This is a genomic window from Frigoribacterium sp. Leaf8 (assembly GCF_001421165.1).
GTDB lineage: Bacteria > Actinomycetota > Actinomycetes > Actinomycetales > Microbacteriaceae > Frigoribacterium.
The window spans coordinates 170,312-187,243 of sequence record NZ_LMKB01000006.1 but is presented as its reverse complement, the minus strand read 5'-3'; the positions used below and the strand labels follow the sequence as shown (position 1 = coordinate 187,243).

13 protein-coding genes are annotated in these 16,932 nt (G+C 72.0%); 4 read left to right on the top strand and 9 right to left on the bottom strand.

All coding sequences use genetic code 11. The features are described from left to right. Positions 1–19: 19 nt before the first annotated feature. Positions 20–2,047 carry a M3 family metallopeptidase gene (locus ASL10_RS12395; RefSeq protein WP_056048374.1) on the bottom strand — a complete coding sequence of 676 codons (2,028 nt, stop codon included), beginning with the start codon at positions 2,045–2,047 and terminating at the stop codon, positions 20–22. 34 nt (positions 2,048–2,081) lie between these two features. Here ASL10_RS12395 and ASL10_RS12390 point away from each other — a divergent pair, with 34 nt between their 5' ends. Further along, positions 2,082–2,900, top strand: a complete 819-nt coding sequence (locus ASL10_RS12390; protein ID WP_056048371.1) for a methyltransferase domain-containing protein — start codon at positions 2,082–2,084, stop codon at positions 2,898–2,900. A gap of 84 nt (positions 2,901–2,984) precedes the next feature. Here the strand turns inward: ASL10_RS12390 and ASL10_RS12385 are convergent, their stop codons facing one another. Further along, on the bottom strand, positions 2,985–3,242 hold the full coding sequence (locus ASL10_RS12385) for a hypothetical protein (protein ID WP_056048366.1): 258 nt from the start codon (positions 3,240–3,242) through the stop codon (positions 2,985–2,987). Next, entirely contained in the window at positions 3,242–5,881 is a 2,640-nt protein-coding gene (gene valS / locus ASL10_RS12380; protein WP_082460554.1) for a valine--tRNA ligase, read from the bottom strand. The genes ASL10_RS12385 and valS overlap by 1 nt, the downstream gene beginning before the upstream one ends. A 258-nt stretch (positions 5,882–6,139) precedes the next feature. On the opposite strand from valS, the gene proP reads away from it, so the two are divergent. Next, on the top strand, positions 6,140–7,675 hold the full coding sequence (gene proP / locus ASL10_RS12375; protein ID WP_056048364.1) for a glycine betaine/L-proline transporter ProP: 1,536 nt from the start codon (positions 6,140–6,142) through the stop codon (positions 7,673–7,675). 71 nt (positions 7,676–7,746) lie between these two features. Here the strand turns inward: proP and ASL10_RS12370 are convergent, their stop codons facing one another. Genes ASL10_RS12370 through ASL10_RS12355 form a run of 4 tightly spaced genes read right to left on the bottom strand, consistent with a single transcriptional unit; the run spans position 7,747 to position 12,959 of the window. Continuing rightward, positions 7,747–9,477: an ABC transporter ATP-binding protein gene (locus ASL10_RS12370; protein ID WP_082460553.1), complete on the bottom strand. Its 1,731-nt coding sequence runs from the start codon at positions 9,475–9,477 to the stop codon at positions 7,747–7,749. Next, entirely contained in the window at positions 9,474–10,370 is an 897-nt protein-coding gene (locus tag ASL10_RS12365) for an ABC transporter permease (RefSeq protein WP_056048361.1), read from the bottom strand. Before ASL10_RS12365 ends, ASL10_RS12370 begins: the two co-directional genes overlap by 4 nt. Further along, complete coding sequence (locus tag ASL10_RS12360; protein ID WP_056048359.1) at positions 10,367–11,317, bottom strand: ABC transporter permease; 951 nt, start codon at positions 11,315–11,317, stop codon at positions 10,367–10,369. The genes ASL10_RS12365 and ASL10_RS12360 overlap by 4 nt, the downstream gene beginning before the upstream one ends. 4 nt (positions 11,318–11,321) lie before the next feature. Beyond that, positions 11,322–12,959: an ABC transporter substrate-binding protein gene (locus tag ASL10_RS12355; RefSeq protein ID WP_056048356.1), complete on the bottom strand. Its 1,638-nt coding sequence runs from the start codon at positions 12,957–12,959 to the stop codon at positions 11,322–11,324. A 116-nt stretch (positions 12,960–13,075) separates the two neighbouring features. On the opposite strand from ASL10_RS12355, the gene ASL10_RS12350 reads away from it, so the two are divergent. Next, positions 13,076–13,708: a TetR/AcrR family transcriptional regulator gene (locus ASL10_RS12350; protein WP_162234614.1), complete on the top strand. Its 633-nt coding sequence runs from the start codon at positions 13,076–13,078 to the stop codon at positions 13,706–13,708. Here ASL10_RS12350 and ASL10_RS12345 read toward each other — a convergent pair. Continuing rightward, positions 13,705–14,214, bottom strand: a complete 510-nt coding sequence (locus ASL10_RS12345; protein ID WP_056048350.1) for a GtrA family protein — start codon at positions 14,212–14,214, stop codon at positions 13,705–13,707. The two genes, ASL10_RS12350 and ASL10_RS12345, sit on opposite strands and share 4 nt — an antisense overlap. Before the next feature lie 285 nt (positions 14,215–14,499). Here ASL10_RS12345 and ASL10_RS12340 point away from each other — a divergent pair, with 285 nt between their 5' ends. Beyond that, positions 14,500–15,750 (top strand): LAETG motif-containing sortase-dependent surface protein, encoded by a 1,251-nt coding sequence (locus ASL10_RS12340; RefSeq protein ID WP_056048345.1) that lies wholly within the window; start codon positions 14,500–14,502, stop codon positions 15,748–15,750. 15 nt (positions 15,751–15,765) lie between these two features. On the opposite strand, the gene ASL10_RS12335 is transcribed toward ASL10_RS12340, so the two are convergent. Next, on the bottom strand, positions 15,766–16,746 hold the full coding sequence (locus ASL10_RS12335; RefSeq protein WP_056048343.1) for a cation diffusion facilitator family transporter: 981 nt from the start codon (positions 16,744–16,746) through the stop codon (positions 15,766–15,768). Between the last annotated feature and the right edge of the window lie 186 nt (positions 16,747–16,932).

Below are 16,932 nucleotides of genomic sequence, written 5' to 3'. Positions count from 1 at the left end.
CGGCCGGGGCGTTCTCGTGTCAGGCGAGGCCGCGCCGCGCGAGCAGCGGCTCGACGCGGGCGTCCCGCCCACGGAAGTCGCGGTAGGCCTCGAGGGGGTCCTTCGCGCCGCCGACGCCCAGCAGGCGTGCGCGGAACCGGTCGCCGTTGTCGCGGGTCAGCCCGCCGTTCTGCTCGAACCACTCGACCGTGTCGGCGTCGAGCACCTCGCTCCAGATGTACGAGTAGTAGCCGGCGTCGTAGCCCCCCGAGAAGGTGTGCGCGAAGTACGTGCTCGAGTAGCGGGTGGGGACCGACGCGAGGTCGAGGCCGACCGCGGCCAGCGCCTCCTGCTCGAACGCCTCGACGTCGGTGACCGCCGCGGCCTCGGCCGACGAGAGGGCGTGCCAGGCCTGGTCGAGCAGGGCCGCCGCGAGGTACTCGCTCGTCTCGAAACCCTGGTTGAAGCCCTGGGAGGCGAGGAGGGCGTCCACCAGTCGTTGCGGCAGCCGGTCGCCGGTCTCGTGGTGAACGGCGTAGTTCGCGAGCACCTCCGGCCAGAGCATCCACATCTCGTTCACCTGGCTGGGGAACTCGACGAAGTCGCGGAAGACGTTGGTGCCCGAGAAGCTCGGGTAGGTCACCCGGGCGACGAGACCGTGCAGGGCGTGCCCGAACTCGTGGAAGAACGTGGTCACCTCGTCGAGCGTGAGGAGGGTCGGCTGGTCGGCCGGCGGCTTCGGGACGTTGAGGTTGTTCACCACGACGGTGGGCAGCCCGGTGAGCGACGACTGCGAGACGAGCGGGTTCATCCAGGCGCCGCCGCGCTTGCTGTCGCGCGTGTAGAGGTCGAGGACGTAGAGGCCGACGTCGCCGCCGTCGGCGTCGGTCACCTCGAAGACCCGCGCGTCGGGGTGGTAGCCCATGAGGTCGGCGCGTTCGGCGAACCGCAGGCCGTAGAGCAGCCCCGCGGCGAAGAAGACGCCGTCCTGCAGCACGCGCTCGGCCTCGAAGTACGGGCGCATCGCGGCCGTGTCGACGTCGTGCTCCTCGGCGCGCACCCGTTCGGTGTAGAAGGCCCAGTCCGAGGCCCGGATCGTCCGGCCGGCGACGCGCTCGAGTTCGGCCTGCTCGGCGCGGGCGTTCCGGGCGGCAGGAGGCGCCAGTCGCCCGAGCAGGTCGGCCACCGCCCCGGGGGTGCCCGCGGTCTCGCCCGCCGTGACGTAGGCGGCGTGCGACGCGAAGCCGAGCAGTTCGGCCCGCTCGGCGCGCAGCCGGGCGATCTCGAGGACGAGTTCGCGGTTGTCGTGGTCGCCTCCGCGCCGTCCACGCGAGAGCGACGCCTGCATGATCCGATCGCGGAGTCCCTCGTCGGTCAGGCTCGCCAGGTAGGGGTGCCCGCTGAAGAGGACGAGCGTGATGACGTAGCGGCCCTCGAGCCCTCGCTCTCGGGCCGCCTCGGCGACGGCCGCGATCGCCCCGGCGTCGAGTCCGTCGAGTTCGGCGACGTCGTCGACCACGACGGCGAGGTCGTTCGTGTCGGCCAGCAGGTTCTTCTCGAACCTCGTGGACAGGGTGGAGAGCCGGCCGTTGAGGTCGCGGAGGCGGACCTTGTCGTCGTCGGCGAGGGCGGCTCCCGAGCGGGTGGCCTCGGCGACGAGCCGCTCGACGAGGTAGCGCTGCTCGGCGGTCAGGTCGAGGGCGTCGCGGCGCTCGTGCACGCTGCGGAGACGGGCGAAGAGCCGCGGGTCGAGTCGGATCGCGTCGGCGTGCGCCGCGAGCCGCGGGGCGAGTTCGAGTTCGAGGGCGTCGGTGGCCTCGGTCGAGTCCGACGAGGTCTTGTTGAAGAAGACGTGCTGGACACGGGTGAGGATGGCACCGCTGCGTTCGAGGGCGGCGACCGTGTTCTCGAAGGTCGGCTCGTCCGGGTCGGTCGCGATCGCCTCGACCTCGGCCAGCTGTTCGGCGAACCCGGCGTCGAACGCGGGGCCGTAGTCGTCGTCGGTGATGCTCGCGAACGGCGGCAGCGAGTACGGCAGCGTGCTGGGGGAGAGGAACGGGTTCGTCATCAGCCCACACTAGGAGGCGCGCTAGGGTCGCCGCATGAGCGAACGCCCCGAGACGCCCGCCCGGTACACCCATGGCCACCACGAGAGCGTGCTGCGCAGCCACGCGTGGCGGACGGTCGAGAACTCGGCCGCGTACCTCGAGCCGCACCTCGTGCCCGGGGTCAGCGTCCTCGACGTCGGGTCGGGGCCGGGGACCATCACCGTCGACATCGCCGGCCGCGTCGCGCCCGGTCGCGTGATCGGCATCGACGCCGCCGCCGGCATCGTCGAGCAGGCGACGTCGCTCGCGGTCGGGGCGGGGCTCCACAACGTCCACTTCGAGACCGCCGACCTGTTCGCCCTGCCGTTCGAGGACGACGCCTTCGACGTGGTGCACGCGCACCAGGTCCTGCAGCACGTCGGCGACCCGGTCGCCGCCCTGCGCGAGATGCGCCGGGTGGCGCGGCCCGGGGGAGTCGTCGCCGTCCGCGACGTCGATTACCACGGCTGCGTCTGGGCACCCGAGAACCCGGGTCTCGACCGGTGGATGGACGTCTACCAGACCGTGCACCGGGGCAACGGCGGTGAACCCGACGCCGGGAGGCGCCTCAAGGGGTGGGCGCTCGAGGCGGGCTTCGTCGACGTGGCGAGCAGCGCCTCCGTCTGGTGCTTCGCGTCCGACGAGGACCGCACGTGGTGGGGCGACAGCTGGGCGGCCCGCGCGACGGAGTCGGCGTTCTACGCCGACGCGATCGAGAAGGACGCCGCCACGCACGACGAACTGCACGCGATCGCCGACGCCTGGCGCTCGTGGCGTGACGCCCCCGACGGCTGGTTGATCATGCCGCACGGCGAGCTGCTCGCCCGCGCCTGACGGCTCACGACCTCCCCGGTGGACGCGACGTGCCGCTCACCTCGAGAGGTGAGCGGCACGTCGTGGCTCCGAGGACGGGCCGGTTCAGTCGTCGTCGCCCTCGGCGTCGACCGGCTCGTGGATGCGGGCCTCGCCGGTGACGGCGTCGACCCGGATGATCGTGCCGTCGTCGAGTTCGACGACGGGGCGACGCTCGAGCCAGGTCAGCGTCCAGCGCCACGACGTGGCGTCGACGCCCTGGTCGGAGAGTTCACGCTCGACCTGGGCGACCGCCCCGAGGACCGCGGCGGGCAGCTCGGCCGGAGCCGCGCCTCCGACGCTCCACCGCGTACCGAGCTGCATCAGCCACCCGCCGTCGGGGCCGGAGCGGCCGTAGCGCCGGCACCGGAGGCGGACGCGCCGGCGTCGGCCGGCACCTCGGCGAACACGATGTCGCCGACCGCCAACTCGTCACCCTCGGCGAAGGACAGCTCGGCGATCTTGCCGACCGCGGCGAGGTCGCCCGCCGCGAGCTTCACGAGGTCGAGCTGGGCCGAGGGGCCCGTGATGACGGCCGAGGCCACCGGGGTCTTCTGCGAGGCCTTGGCGTCCGACTTCGCCCGCCGGACGAAGATCAGTGCCTGGCCGACGAGCCCGACGAGGCCGGACGAGGTCTCGCCCTCGGAGAGTCCGAGCTCGTCGACCGTCGGCCACGCGGCCCGGTGCACCGAGTCGTCGTGCGTCCAGGACCAGACCTCTTCGGTCGCGAACGGCAGGTAGGGCGCGAGCAGACGCAGCAGGCCCTCGAGCACCGTGCGCAGCGCGAGCACGGCCGAGGCCTGCTCGGCCGGCGTGGTGGCGCCGTAGGCGCGCTCCTTCACGAGTTCGAGGTAGTCGTCGCAGAACGTCCAGAAGAACTTCTCGGTCGTCTCGAGCGCCCGGGCGTGGTCGTAGCCCTCGAGCGCCTCGGTCGCGGTCTCGATCACGGCGGCGAAGGACGCGAGGAGGTCGCGGTCGAGCGGCTGGGTGATCTCGAACTCACCCGACGGCAGCTCGAACGAGTACACGAACTTGGCGGCGTTGAGCACCTTGATCGCCAGACGGCGACCGATCTTGATCTGCTTGGGGTTCTGGGGGTCGAACGCCGCGTCGGTGCCCAGGCGGCTCGACGCCGCCCAGTAGCGCACCGAGTCCGAGCCGTGGTCGTCGAGCATGGCGGCCGGGGTCACCACGTTGCCCTTCGACTTCGACATCTTCTTGCGGTCGGGGTCGACGATGAAGCCCGAGATCGACGCGTTCTTCCACGGCACGGTGCCCGACTCGAGCTGCGACCGCAGCATCGTCGAGAAGAGCCAGGTGCGGATGATGTCCTGCCCCTGGGGGCGCACGTCGTACGGGAACACGAGGTCGAACAGCTCGGGGTCGCGCTCCCACCCGCCGGCCAGCTGCGGGGTGAGCGACGAGGTCGCCCAGGTGTCCATGACGTCGACCTCGCCGACGAATCCACCGGGCACGCCCCGCTGCGACTCGTCGTATCCGGGGGCAGCCTGGGACGCCGGGTCGATGGGGAGCTGCGCCTCGGTGGGAACGATCACCTGGTCGAAGACGGGGTTGCCGTCGCCGTCGAGCGGGTACCAGACCGGGATGGGCACGCCGAAGAAGCGCTGGCGCGAGATCAGCCAATCGCCGTTGAGGCCGTTGACCCAGTTGTCGTAGCGGACGCGCATGAAGTCGGGGTGGAAGGCCACCTCACCGCCGCGCTCGAGGAGCGAACCCTTGAGCTGCTCGTCCCGGGCGCCGTTGACGATGTACCACTGACGCGTCGACACGATCTCGAGCGGCTTGTCGCCCTTCTCGAAGAACTTGACCGGGTGCGAGATCTTGCGGATCTCGCCCACGAGCTCACCCGACGCGGTCAACTGCTCGACCACGGACTGCTTGGCGCTGAAGACCGTCTTGCCGGCCAGCTGCGCATAGGAGGCGCGCCCCGCCTCGGACGTGATCGCCTCGGGGGCCTCGCTGACGAAGCGGCCGTCGAAGCCGATCACGGCACGGTTCGGCAGCTGCAGCTCGCGCCACCAGACCACGTCGTTGGTGTCGCCGAAGGTGCAGACCATGGCGATGCCCGAGCCCTTGTCGGGCTGTGCGAGGTGGTGGGCCACCACCGGCACCTCGACGTCGAACAACGGCGACCGGACGGTCGTGCCGAACAGCGCCTGGTAGCGCTCGTCGTCGGGGTGCGCGACGAGGGCCACGCAGGCCGGCAGCAGCTCGGGCCGCGTGGTGTCGATCAGCACGTCGCCCTGACCGTCGGTGCGGTGGAACGCGAGCTTGTGGTAGGCCCCGGGCATCTCTTTGTCCTCGAGCTCGGCCTGCGCCACGGCCGTGCGGAACGTGACGTCCCAGAGCGTGGGGGCGTCGGCCTGGTAGGCCTCGCCGCGGGCCAGGTTGCGGAGGAACGCCTTCTGGGCGATGGCCTGCGAGTCGTCGTCGATGGTGCGGTAGCTCTGGGTCCAGTCGACCGAGAGGCCGAGCTTCCGCCAGACGTCCTCGAACTGCTTCTCGTCCTCGACGGTGAGCCGCTCGCACAGCTCGATGAAGTTGCGGCGCGAGATCGGCACCTGGTCGGCGGCCTTCGACGACTTGTTGTCACCCCCCTCGAAGGGCGGGGTGAAGTCGGCGTCGTAGGGCAGCGACGGGTCGCAGCGCACACCGTAGAAGTTCTGCACGCGACGCTCGGTGGGCAGTCCGTTGTCGTCCCATCCCATCGGGTAGAACACGCGCTTGCCGCGCATGCGCTCGAACCGGGCCTTGACGTCGGTGTGCGTGTAGCTGAACACGTGACCGATGTGCAGGCTGCCCGACGCGGTCGGCGGCGGGGTGTCGACCGAGAACACGGAGGCGCGGGTCGCGTCGGTGCGGTCGAAGCGGTAGGTGCCGCCGGCCTCCCAGACCTGACCCCAACGGGCCTCGAGTCCTTCGAGGGCGGGCTTCTCGGGCATCGCTGACGGCATGGTCTTCTCCGGTTCTGTGGACGGCACCGTGTCGGTGGGGAGGTGCCTGGTTGTGGGACTCCGACCAGTGTACGCACCCCCGCGAGGGCTCCTCGTGGACCGCCACCGCGCCTCCTGCGCGCTGCGGTGGCTGCACGCCTGCACGCCCTGCACTGGTACTGACATGGCGGTTCTGTTAGGCTCGACGGGTTTTTTGCCGACGCTGGGGTCGACTGCCACCGCCCGACGACCTGGAGGCCTCACCCGATGTCAGCCAAGAAGAACGACAGCAAGAAGCCCGCCCGCCGCAGCCTGACCACCGACGACGTCACCGTCGTCGAAGAGGGTCTGCTCAAGCGCGCGGTCAGCGCCGCAGCCCTCGGAAACGCCATGGAGTGGTTCGACTTCGGCGTCTACGCCTACATCACGACGACCATCGCCCAGGTGTTCTTCCCGCCGGGCAACGACGCGCTCAACATCCTGTTCACCTTCGGCACGTTCACCGCCGCGTTCATCGTGCGGCCGATCGGCGGCGCGTTCTTCGGCCCGCTCGGCGACCGCATCGGACGCCAGAAAGTGCTCGCCCTCACGATGATCCTGATGGCCGCGGGGACGCTCGCCATCGGCCTGATCCCGTCGTACGCGACCATCGGCCTCTGGGCGCCCGTCCTGCTGCTGCTGGCGCGCCTCCTGCAGGGCTTCTCGACCGGCGGTGAGTACGGAGGCGCGGCCACGTTCATCGCCGAGTACTCGCCCGACAAGCGCCGCGGCTTCATGGGCTCGTGGCTCGAGTTCGGCACGCTCGCCGGCTACGTGCTCGGCGCCTCGCTGGTCACCGGCCTCCAGCTCGGCATGAGCGAGGAGGCGCTGCTCGCCTGGGGCTGGCGCATCCCGTTCCTGATCGCCGGACCGCTCGGCCTGATCGGGCTCTACCTGCGCCTCAAGCTCGAAGAGACGCCGGCCTTCCAGAAGCAGCAAGAAGAAGCCGCCGGTCGCGAGCACGTCAAGGTGCCCCTCGTGAAGCTCTTCGCCGAGAACTGGCGGGCGTTGATCGTCTGCATCGGCCTGGTGCTCGTCTTCAACGTGACCGACTACATGCTGCTGTCGTACATGCCGACCTACCTCACCAACACGCTGGGCCGCAGTGCGACCTCGGGGCTGTTGCTCGTCATCGTCGTGATGGTGCTGATGATGATCGTCATCACGTTCAGCGGACGCCTGAGCGACCGGTTCGGCCGTCGACCGGTGCTGTTCGCCGGCTGCGTCGGATTCTTGGTGCTGTCGTGGCCGGCGCTCAAGCTCGTGCAGTCCGAGAGCACGCCGCTCGTCTTCGTCGGCCTGCTGGTGCTCGGCCTGGTGCTCGTCACGTTCACGTCGACCATGCCGTCGACGCTGCCCGCGCTGTTCCCGACGATCATCCGCTACGGCGCACTGGCCATCGCGTTCAACGTGTCCGTCTCGCTCTTCGGCGGCACCACGCCCCTGGCCACCGAGGCGCTGGTCGTCTGGGCCGAGGGCGAGGGCTTCTCCTGGGCCCACGACATCCCCGCCTTCTACCTCATGGCCGCGGCCGTCATCGGCCTCGTCGCCGTGTGGTTCACGAAGGAGACCGCCAACGAGCCGCTGCTCGGCTCGGGCCCCTCGGTCGCGACCGACGACGAGGCGCGCGAGCTGGTCGAGGCCTACGCCGACGAGTCGAGCGAGGTCGCGAAGTCGGACTGGGCGCTCGAGTGGGCGCAGTCCGGCCTCATCGACGTGGTCGACCCGAAGGCCGCCGAGGCCGACGCCGCCCGCCGCGGCTGAGGCGGCCGCGGGCCCCGGCGGGCGGGGCCGGGTCCGCCCCGGGGCAGGGCCCGGCTAGGGGCAGGGCCCGGCTAGGGGCGGGCGGCGAGCAGGGCGCGGGTGTGGGCGTGCTGCGGGGCGGAGAACACGTCGGCCGTGCGGCCCTGCTCGACGATCCGGCCCTCGTGCATCACGGCCACGCGATCGGACATGTGCTCGACGACGTCCAGGTCGTGCGAGATGAAGACGTAGGCGAGCCCGTCCTGTCGCTGCAACTCGTCGAGGAGGTCGAGCACCTGGGCCTGGACCGAGACGTCGAGGGCCGAGACCGGCTCGTCGCAGACGATCACGCGGGGCCGCGGGGCCAGGGCGCGGGCGATCGCCACCCGCTGCCGCTGCCCGCCCGACAGGGTGTCGGGCCGCCGCGTCACCGTGTCGGCGTCGAGTCCGACCCGTGCCAGCAGGGCGACGACCTCGGGTTCGACGGGACCGAGGCGCGTGCTGCGGCCCGACGTCAGCGCGTCGGCCAGCAGGCGGCCGACCGTGAACCGGGGGTCGAACGAGCTCGAGGGGTCCTGGTAGACGGCGCCGAGGTCGCCACGGCGGGGACGACGGTCGCGCTCGCGGGCCGGGGCCCAGGACGTGCCGAGTAGGTCGACCGTCCCGGCGTCGAGGTCGTCGAGGCCGAGCAGCAGGCGGGCCGTCGTCGTCTTGCCCGAACCCGACGCACCGACGAGGCCGAGCGTCTCGCCGGACCCGAGCGAGAGCGAGACGTCGTCCACGGCGACCCGGTCGGGCCCCCGGCGCCCCGGGAAGACCCGGCGCAGGCCCGTCGCCAGGAGGACGGGGCCGGACGGGGGAGTCGTCGCCGCGACCGGCGTCGACGGGCCGGGAGCGCCTCCTGGGCCGGGCGCGTCGGAGGCGACCGGCGTCGTCGACGCGGGCGCGCCTCCTGCGTCCGCGCCGTCGGAGGTCGCGGGGGCGGAGAGGCGGCGACCCCGCGGGGCTCCGCCGGGCAGGGCGGCGATGAGCATGCGCGTGTAGTCGGCCTGCGGCGAGTCGAGCACGGTCGCCGTGTCACCCTGCTCGACGACGTGCCCGTCGCGCATCACGACCACGCGGTCGGCCAGGCGCCGGACGACCCCGAGGTCGTGACTGATCGCGAGGACGGCCGTGCCCGCGTCGCGCAGGGCGGCGAGTCGGTCGACGACGAGACGCTGCACCTCGGCGTCGAGGGCGGTGGTGGGCTCGTCGGCGACGATCACGCCGGGTCGCAGGGCGAGGGCCGCGGCGATGAGCGCCCGCTGCCGCAGTCCACCCGACAGCTCGCCCGACCGCAGCCCCCGGCGCACCTCGGGGTCGGGCATGCCGACCTCGGTGAGGGCCTCCCGCACGCGGGCTCGGCGGGCGGCCGGCGAGAGTCGCGTGTGCAGTCGCAGGGCATCGTCGATCTCGCGGCCGACCGGGCGCAGGGGGTCGAGCGAGACCAGGGCGTCCTGCAGCACGAGTCCGATGCGCGGTCCCCGCAGCCGACGCCAGCCCCGTTCGGACAGGGTGAGCAGGTCGTCGTCACCGAGCCGCAGGGCGTCGGCCGTCACGGTGCCACCGGTCAGCCCGAGCAGGGCCCGCGCGGTCACGCTCTTGCCCGAGCCGGACTCGCCGACCAGGGCCACGCATTCGCCGCGACCCATCGAGAACGACACGTCGTCGACGGCCGTCACCCCGCCGAAGGTGACGTGCAGGCGGTCGACGACGAGGTCGTCCGAGGAGGCGCGGTGCCGGTCGCGGGGAGCGGCGCCGGTCGCCAGCGGGTCCGTGGTCATCGTCGTCCTCCTCGTCCGCGTCGTGCGAGACCTCGCCCCAGCACCGTGGCCGACGCGGCCGTCACCACGACGGCGAGCCCCGGGAAGACGGTCATCCACCAGGCGACCGCGAGGTACGTGCGCCCGGCCGAGAGCATCGCGCCCCACTCGGGTGCCGGGGGCGGCGACCCCAGCCCGAGGTAGCTCAGCGACGAGGCCCAGACCACGGCCTGACCGAGGCCCAGCGTGGCGAGCACGACCACGGGGGCGAGGGCGTTCGGCAGCACGTGACGCACGAGGACGAGCCCGGGGCGACGGCCGAGCACCGTCGCGGCCTCGACCATCGGCGACCGGCGGACGGCCGCCACCTGGCTGCGGACGATCCGCGCGTACCCCGGCGCGGTCGCGAGGCCGACGGCGATCGTCGCCGGCACGGCCCCCGGCCCGGTGAAGGCGATGACGACGAGCGCCAGCAAGAGGCCGGGCAGGGCGAAGAGCACCTCGAGGACGCGGCTCACGCCGGCGTCGGTCGCGCGGCCGACGAGGCCGCGACCGCCGAGGCCCGCCAGGACGCCGAGGACCACGCCGAGTCCCGTCCCGATCATCGTGGCGACGAGGCCGATCGTCAGCGAGGCACCGGCTCCGTGGACGACGCGGGTCCACACGCCTCGCCCCGACTCGTCGGTGCCGAACGGGTGCGCGAGCGACGGACCGGCGAACGCGTCGGTCGGCGACACGGCGAGCGGGTCGGCGGGGGCCAACAGGCCCGGTGCGACCGCCATCACGACCAGCAGCGAGAGCAGTGCGGCCGCCACGAGTTCGGTCGGGCCGAGCGGCAGGCGCCGCCGGGCCGTGCGGGACGAGGAGGCGCGGGCCGGGTCGGCACCCCGGGGCAGGTCGGGCAGCGCCGTCATGCCGCACGTCCTCTCGGGTCGACCGCGCGTTCGGCCAGGTCGCCGAGCGCGACCACGACGACGTAGGCGAGCGCGGAGACCAGGGCGACGCCGGTCACGAGCGGGATGTCGCGCAGCGTGACCGCGCCGAGCAGGGTGCGACCGAGACCCGGGCGGGCGAAGACCGACTCGACCACGACCGCGCCGCTGAGCAACGAGCCGAAGGCCCAGCCCGACAGGGCGAGCCCGGGCAGCGCCGCGTGTCGGAGCAGGTGGCGGACGAAGAGTCCCGACGGGCCCTCGCCCCGGGCACGTGCCGAGAGGGCGAACGGGGTGGCCGCCGCGTCGAGCAGCGAGTCGCGGGTGACCTGCCCGAGGAACCCGGCGACGGGGATCGCCAGGGTGACGACCGGCAGGACGAGTCCCGCGGGGGTTCCCGTGCTCACCGGGGGCAGCAGCCCGAGCCGGGTGCTGAAGACGAGGATGAGCAGACTCGCCAGCCAGAAGTGCGGCACGGCCGAGGCGACGACCTCGAGACCCGACGACACCGCGGAGGCGATCCGGCCGCCGAGGGTCGCCCACCAGGCCGTCGCGATCGCGATCGACCAGGCCACCACCAGGGCGAGGAGCGCGAGACCGATCGTGCCCGGCAACTGGTCGAGCAGCAACCGGCCGACGTCGGTCCGCATCGAGTACGACGTCCCGAGGTCGCCCGTGGCGAGCCGTCCGAGCTGCGCGAGGTACTGCACGAACAACGGCTGGTCCAGGCCGTACTGCCGACGGACGGAGTCGAGGGCTTCGGCCGAGGCCTGCGACCCCGGACCGCCGAGGATCGCCTCGGCCGGGTCGCCCGGGACGAGCCGGATGGCGAAGAAGATCAGCGTCGCGACGGCCCAGAGCACGAAGACCGCGCCGAGCAGGCGGCCGACGAGCCACCGACCCGCCCGTCGCCACCGCCCCGGAAGCACTCGATCAGCTCGTCTTGTAGGCGTCGTACATCGTCGGTGCCTGGACCGTCGGCAGGGCCCGGACGCCCTGGACGGCTGAGCGCACCAGGTAGTGGTTCTGCTGGTCGTACAGCGGCAGGACATGCCATCCCTCGAGGATGGTCTGCTGGGCCTGCTGGTAGAGGTCGGCGCGCTCGTCGGCGTCGCTCGTCCGGGAGGCGCGGGTCAACAGGTCGTCGAGGGCCGGGTCGCTCGTCTGCGAGAGGTTGGCGAAGTAGCCGCTCGGGGCGGGGGTGATGCCGTCGCTGTCGTAGAGGATGCGCAGCACGTCGGGGCCGACCTTCGTGTAGGGCGCGCTCACCAGGTCGTACTCGTTCGCCGCGAGGGCGCCGTACCAGCTCGAGAGGTCGAGGGGTTCGAGGGTGACGTCGAAGCCCAGGTCTTTCGCGCCGGCCTGGACCTGCTCGAACAGCGACTGCTCGGCGGGGATCGACTGGTTCGTGCTCACGGGGAAGGTCGCGGCGAGTCGCACGCCGTCCTTCGTGCGGTACCCGTCCGCGTCGCGGGTGCTCCACCCGGCCTCGTCGAGCAGGTCGTTCGCCGCGTCGGTGTCGACGTCGAAGAGCGACTCGTCGGAGAACGCCAGCGGCTCGACGCTCGACAGCGGACTGTACGACCGCTTCGCCGTGCCGAAGAACAGCGAGTCGATGCCCGAGTCGACGTCGACACCGCGGATGAACGCCTCGCGGACGCTCGCGTCGTCGAAGGGCGCCTTGCCGGCGTTGAGCTCGATGCGGTTGGAGGCGCCGGGGCGCGGGGCGTCGATCTCGTCGAGCGAGTCGTCCTTCGCCGCGGCGACGAGGGTGTCGGGCTGGGCGTTGTCGATCACGTCGACCTGGCCGGCCTGCAGCGCGGCGTAGCGGGACGCCGAGTCGGGGATGAAGCGCCAGACGATCTCGTCGAGGTGGGCGGGCCCCTGGTGCCCGGCATCGGCCGGCGGCGAGCTGTAGTCGTCGTTGCGGGTGAGCACGACCTGTTGCTGCTTGGTCCACGACTCGACCGCGAACGGACCGGTGCCGACCGGTGATTCGCAGTTGACCTCCTGGCTCCGGGTCAGGGCCTCGGGTGACTCCATCGCGAGCCAGGGCTGTGAGAGGGACTCGAGCAGGGCGCTGTCGGGCTCGCTCAGGTCGAAGCGTGCCGTGCGCGCGTCGACCGCCTCGACGCCGGTGACCTTCCCGAGGGCGAGGTACCCGGTCGACGACAGCGTCGCGGGGTCCTGGAGATGGGCGACGTTGGCCGCCACGGCGGTGGCGTCGAAGGGGGTGCCGTCGGTGAACGAGACGCCGTCCTTGAGCGTGAAGGTCCAGCTGAGGCCGTCGGAGCCCTCCTGCCACGAGTCGGCCAGCCACGGGACGATGTCGCCGTTGGCGTCCTTCGAGACGAGCGACTCGAGGTACTGCGTCGACACGAGTGCCTGCGGGTAGTTGCCGCCGACGTGGGGGTCGAGGCAGGTCGGCTCGGCGTCGCCCGAGGCGTAGGTCAGCGTCCCCCCGGCGACCGGGGTGGACGAGGTGTCGGGGTCGCCCCCGCTCGTGCAGCCGGCGAGCACGAGGCTCGCGACGGCGGTGGCGGCGATCAGGACGGGCAGGCGGCTGCGCATGGGGCTCCGGGGGAGTGACGGGACGTCGGGTGGGATCCGACGACGCCGAGACGAGGCGGCATTCGTGGACCGGGTGCAACAAGTGCGCCGTCGAGTCTAGCGGCATGATGGTGGCCATGTCAGATGGACCAGACGCCACCCGCCCTCGGCGGCCGGTCGGCCGACCTCGCCGCTCGTCCGCCGAGATGCTGGCGGACGCCGCGGCCGAGTTGTTCCTCGAGAACGGCTACGCCGGGACGACCGTCGACGACATCGCCCGTCGGGCCGGCGTCAGCCGTGGCACGTTCTTCAACTACTTCGAGGCCAAGTCCGACCTCTTCTGGCTCGACCTCGACCGGAGCCTCGCCGATCTCGGCGACCTCCTGCGCGCCTCCTCCGACTTGTCGCCGGTCCGTGCGGTCGAGGCCGCACTCGTCGCGCTCGCCGAGGCCCACGACCCCGAACGCGTGCCCTGGGCCCTGACCCAGTCCGAGGCGATGGCCCTCGGCGACGACCTCGTCGCCTCGGCCGCGGTCCGGTTCGTGCGTCAGCAGGGGGCGGTCGCATCGTACGTGGCCGAGCGGTCGGGGCGGGATCGGTCTGATCTCGCGGCGCAGGTGATCGGGTCGACGTTGATCGCGGCGGCGGCGGCCGCCATCGCGAACTGGGCGCGTGCCGGGGTGTCGCGCGGCCCCCTCGGGCCGGTGGTCGCGGCAGCCGTGGGCCCCGTCGCGGACGGACTCGACGCCCGGGAGGCGCGCTCGGCCTAGACCGTCGGCGTCGGTGACGTCGACGGGGACGTCGGCGAGAGGACGTCCACGAGCTCGGCGCGCTTCGGGAAGACCCACTTGTTCATCGCCCAGTACCGGAACACCATGGCGAGCATGGTGCCGATGATCGGCCCGCTGACGAAGTCGGCGATCTCTTGCGTGGTGCGCGAGACGTTCGGCACCTCGAGGCCGAATCCGTAGCGCGAGAGGTAGAGCGGCGCGGAGTTGAGGCCGACCCCGATGACGCTGACGATGACGAAGAGCAACATCTCGTGGGCGGTGTGACGCTCGCCCCGGTCGTCGAACGACCACTTCTTGTTCATCCAGTACGAGAAGACCGTCGCGACGATGATGCCCAACGCGAGGGCGGTGACGGGGTGCTGAGGGATGACGAACAGCTTGAGCCCGTAGTTGATCACCATGGTGATCACGAAGCCGATGCCCCCGACGACGAGGAACCTCGCCGCGGAAGGGTGCTCTCTGATGAGCTTGATGACTGCTTGCACTGCATCACGGTAGCCGAGGGCGCGCGGAATCGGCTGAAAGCGACCACGGGATGCGTCACAAATCACCCCCCGAACGAGAGGGTGAGCCCGCTCGGCGCCGGAGGATTGAGGACGGCTCAACCTTGCGGATGACTTCTCGTCACGGCCTGGTCACGGCGTGAGGATCCGTCGCCCCCGGTGGCTAACGTCGTGCTCGTCGGACCGGATCACCGGGACGGCGACCGGTCGCCCCGGGGTGGGTCAGGGCGACCGGTCCACCCTGACTCACTGAAGAGGACACCACTCATGAAGAAGACCGTGTCGACCGCCACCGTGCTGTCGACGGCCATCGTCATCGCCCTGGGGGGCATCGCGCTGAACGGACAGGCGGCTTCTGCCGAGCCTGCGCCGCTGGATCGGACGGCGACGGCGTCCGAGGTCGAGCCCGAGGTCGGGGGCCCGGCCGTGCTCGAGGACGTCGAGGACGCGCCGGCGGTGACGCCGACGCCCGAGATCGACGACGAGGCGGGGCCGGCCGCGCCCGCCGTCGGGCCCGGGGCCGACGCCACGACCGGCCCGTCGGACGAGTCGGGGGACGGCTCCGGGGTGACCGACGACGGCGCGACGGCCCCGTCGGCGCAGCCGTCCGCGGCGGCCCCCAGTGCGGCCGAGGGTGCTGCTGCACCGGCGGCACGGTTCACGGTCGCGAGCCCCCTGGACGGTGCGGTCTACGCGACCCTGGGCTACGAGCTCGTGATCGAGGCACCCGATGCCCGGTTCTCGTACGAGGTGTTCGACTCCGCGGGACAGTCGGTCCGGGGCGAAGCGGACGTGGCCGGTCCGCGGGCCGTCCGGTACGTGCACCTGCCCCAGGACGCAGCGCCCGAACAGTCGATGACCGTCGTCGTGTCGAACGCGGACGGTTTCGTCCTCGGTTCCGAGACGCGGTCCTTCCGGGTGGAGGTCCCGACCTCTCCTGCCGTCACCATCGGGTCGCCGCGGCAGGGGGAGACGCTGCGAACCCCCGCGACCACGTGGCCGGGGGGCGGCTCGTTCGTGCTCGAGGGCACCGGCCAAGCGGGCTCGTGGCTGCACTACTCGTACGAGGCGCTCTCGGAGCAGACCGGGTGGGGCAGCGACTACGACTCACCGATCGTGCGTGCCGACGGCACGTGGGCCATCGGCGACGGCCTGCCGTACGGCTCGTGGCGTGCCACGGTCCAGCAGTACGCGGGCGCGGGCGACCCGAGCCTGGGGGGAGTCCAGCAGCCCTCGCGGAGTCGGCTGTCGGCACCGGTGACCGTCGACTTCACGTTGGCCGCACCGGTCGTCGTCGCCGCTCCGTCCGAGCCGGCCGTGGTGTCCGTCGCCGTGCCCCCCGCGGCTCGACCGTCCGTGCCGATGCCCGCACGGGTCGTCCCCGTGGCGCACCGCTCCGACCTCGCCTACACGGGCTCCTCCGAGACGACTCCGTGGGCGGGTCTCGCCGGCATGGTCCTCGTGGGGCTCGGGGCGGCGACCGTCCTCGTCACGCGGCGCCGCGCCTCCCGGGGCTGAACCGCAGCGCGGCCGTCAGCGACGAGCCGGGTCGGACGCCCTCCGTGGCGTCAGGCTCGGCTCGTCCGGCGTCGAGAGGGTGAGCACGGCCTCCTCGACGGCGTCGTGGTCCTCGAGCTGCCGCTCGACGCGGCGCAGGGCGGCGGCGACGTGCTCTTCGCGGTCGTCGCCCGTCATGTCGACCGCTGCGACCAGGTAGAGCCGGCCGGGGCCCACGAACTCGGTGTGCAGATACGTCACGCGAGCGATCTCGGGGCGCGCGAGCAGACGTTCGAGCACGGTCGACTCGAGCTCGTCCGAGGGGCTCTCGCCGACGAGGAACCGCCGGTTGCGGTCGATCAGCACCAACGCGACCACCCCCAGGAGCACGCCGACGGCGATGGACCCGATCGCGTCGAACACCGCCGAGCCGGTGACCTGGTGCAGGAAGATCCCGAGGAAGGCGATCAGCAGGCCGATCAGGGCCGCCGCGTCCTCGGCGAACACCGCCCGCAGGGTCGAGTTCGAACTGCGCAGCACGTGCCGCAGCGTCGGCACCTGCCGTTCGGCCGCCGATCCGCGGGCCTGACGGAACGCCTGCAGGAAGGACGTGCCCTCGAGCACGAAGGCGATGGCCAGCACGACGTAGTTGATCAGGTAGTTCTCGGCCTCCTCGTCGGCGGTCAGCTGGGAGATGCCGTGCTGGATGGACACGACGGCCCCGACGGTGAACAGGCCGAACGCGGCGAACATCGACCAGACGTAGGTCTCCTTCCCGTAGCCGAGGGGGTGCGCGTCGTCCCGTCGCTTGACGCCCCGTTTGTCGGCGACGAAGAGGAAGATCTCGTTGCCCGTGTCCGCCCACGAGTGCGCGGACTCCGCCACCATCGACGCGGAACCGGTGAGGAAGGCGGCGACCGTCTTGGCGACGGCGATCAGCAGGTTGGCGACGAACGCCACGATCACGGTGACCGTGCTCTCGGGCTTGACCGGGGGGTCGGACGGGGTGGAGGACATGGCCTCGATCCTGCTCCTCGGGACGGCCTCGCGCCTCCTCGGCTCTGACGGTAGGATCGAGCACGCATCGATCCGGCCATCACCGGGGAGCACCCGGAAGAAAGCGAGCGGCGGGCCCAGGCCCGGTGGTCGTCGGTAGAACCGGGCGGGGCAGGCCCGTCACAGCCGCAGCAGAGCGGTCGCGGT

Bases quoted from the DNA above. Each gene is read 5' to 3' on its own strand.
- ASL10_RS12395 (WP_056048374.1), bottom strand. From the start codon at position 2,047: ATGACGAACCCGTTCCTCTCCCCCAGCACGCTGCCGTACTCGCTGCCG.
- ASL10_RS12390 (WP_056048371.1), top strand. From the start codon at position 2,082: ATGAGCGAACGCCCCGAGACGCCCGCCCGGTACACCCATGGCCACCAC.
- ASL10_RS12385 (WP_056048366.1), bottom strand. From the start codon at position 3,242: ATGCAGCTCGGTACGCGGTGGAGCGTCGGAGGCGCGGCTCCGGCCGAG.
- valS (WP_082460554.1), bottom strand. From the start codon at position 5,881: ATGCCCGAGAAGCCCGCCCTCGAAGGACTCGAGGCCCGTTGGGGTCAG.
- proP (WP_056048364.1), top strand. From the start codon at position 6,140: ATGTCAGCCAAGAAGAACGACAGCAAGAAGCCCGCCCGCCGCAGCCTG.
- ASL10_RS12370 (WP_082460553.1), bottom strand. From the start codon at position 9,477: ATGACCACGGACCCGCTGGCGACCGGCGCCGCTCCCCGCGACCGGCAC.
- ASL10_RS12365 (WP_056048361.1), bottom strand. From the start codon at position 10,370: ATGACGGCGCTGCCCGACCTGCCCCGGGGTGCCGACCCGGCCCGCGCC.
- ASL10_RS12355 (WP_056048356.1), bottom strand. From the start codon at position 12,959: ATGCGCAGCCGCCTGCCCGTCCTGATCGCCGCCACCGCCGTCGCGAGC.
- ASL10_RS12350 (WP_162234614.1), top strand. From the start codon at position 13,076: ATGTCAGATGGACCAGACGCCACCCGCCCTCGGCGGCCGGTCGGCCGA.
- ASL10_RS12340 (WP_056048345.1), top strand. From the start codon at position 14,500: ATGAAGAAGACCGTGTCGACCGCCACCGTGCTGTCGACGGCCATCGTC.
- ASL10_RS12335 (WP_056048343.1), bottom strand. From the start codon at position 16,746: ATGTCCTCCACCCCGTCCGACCCCCCGGTCAAGCCCGAGAGCACGGTC.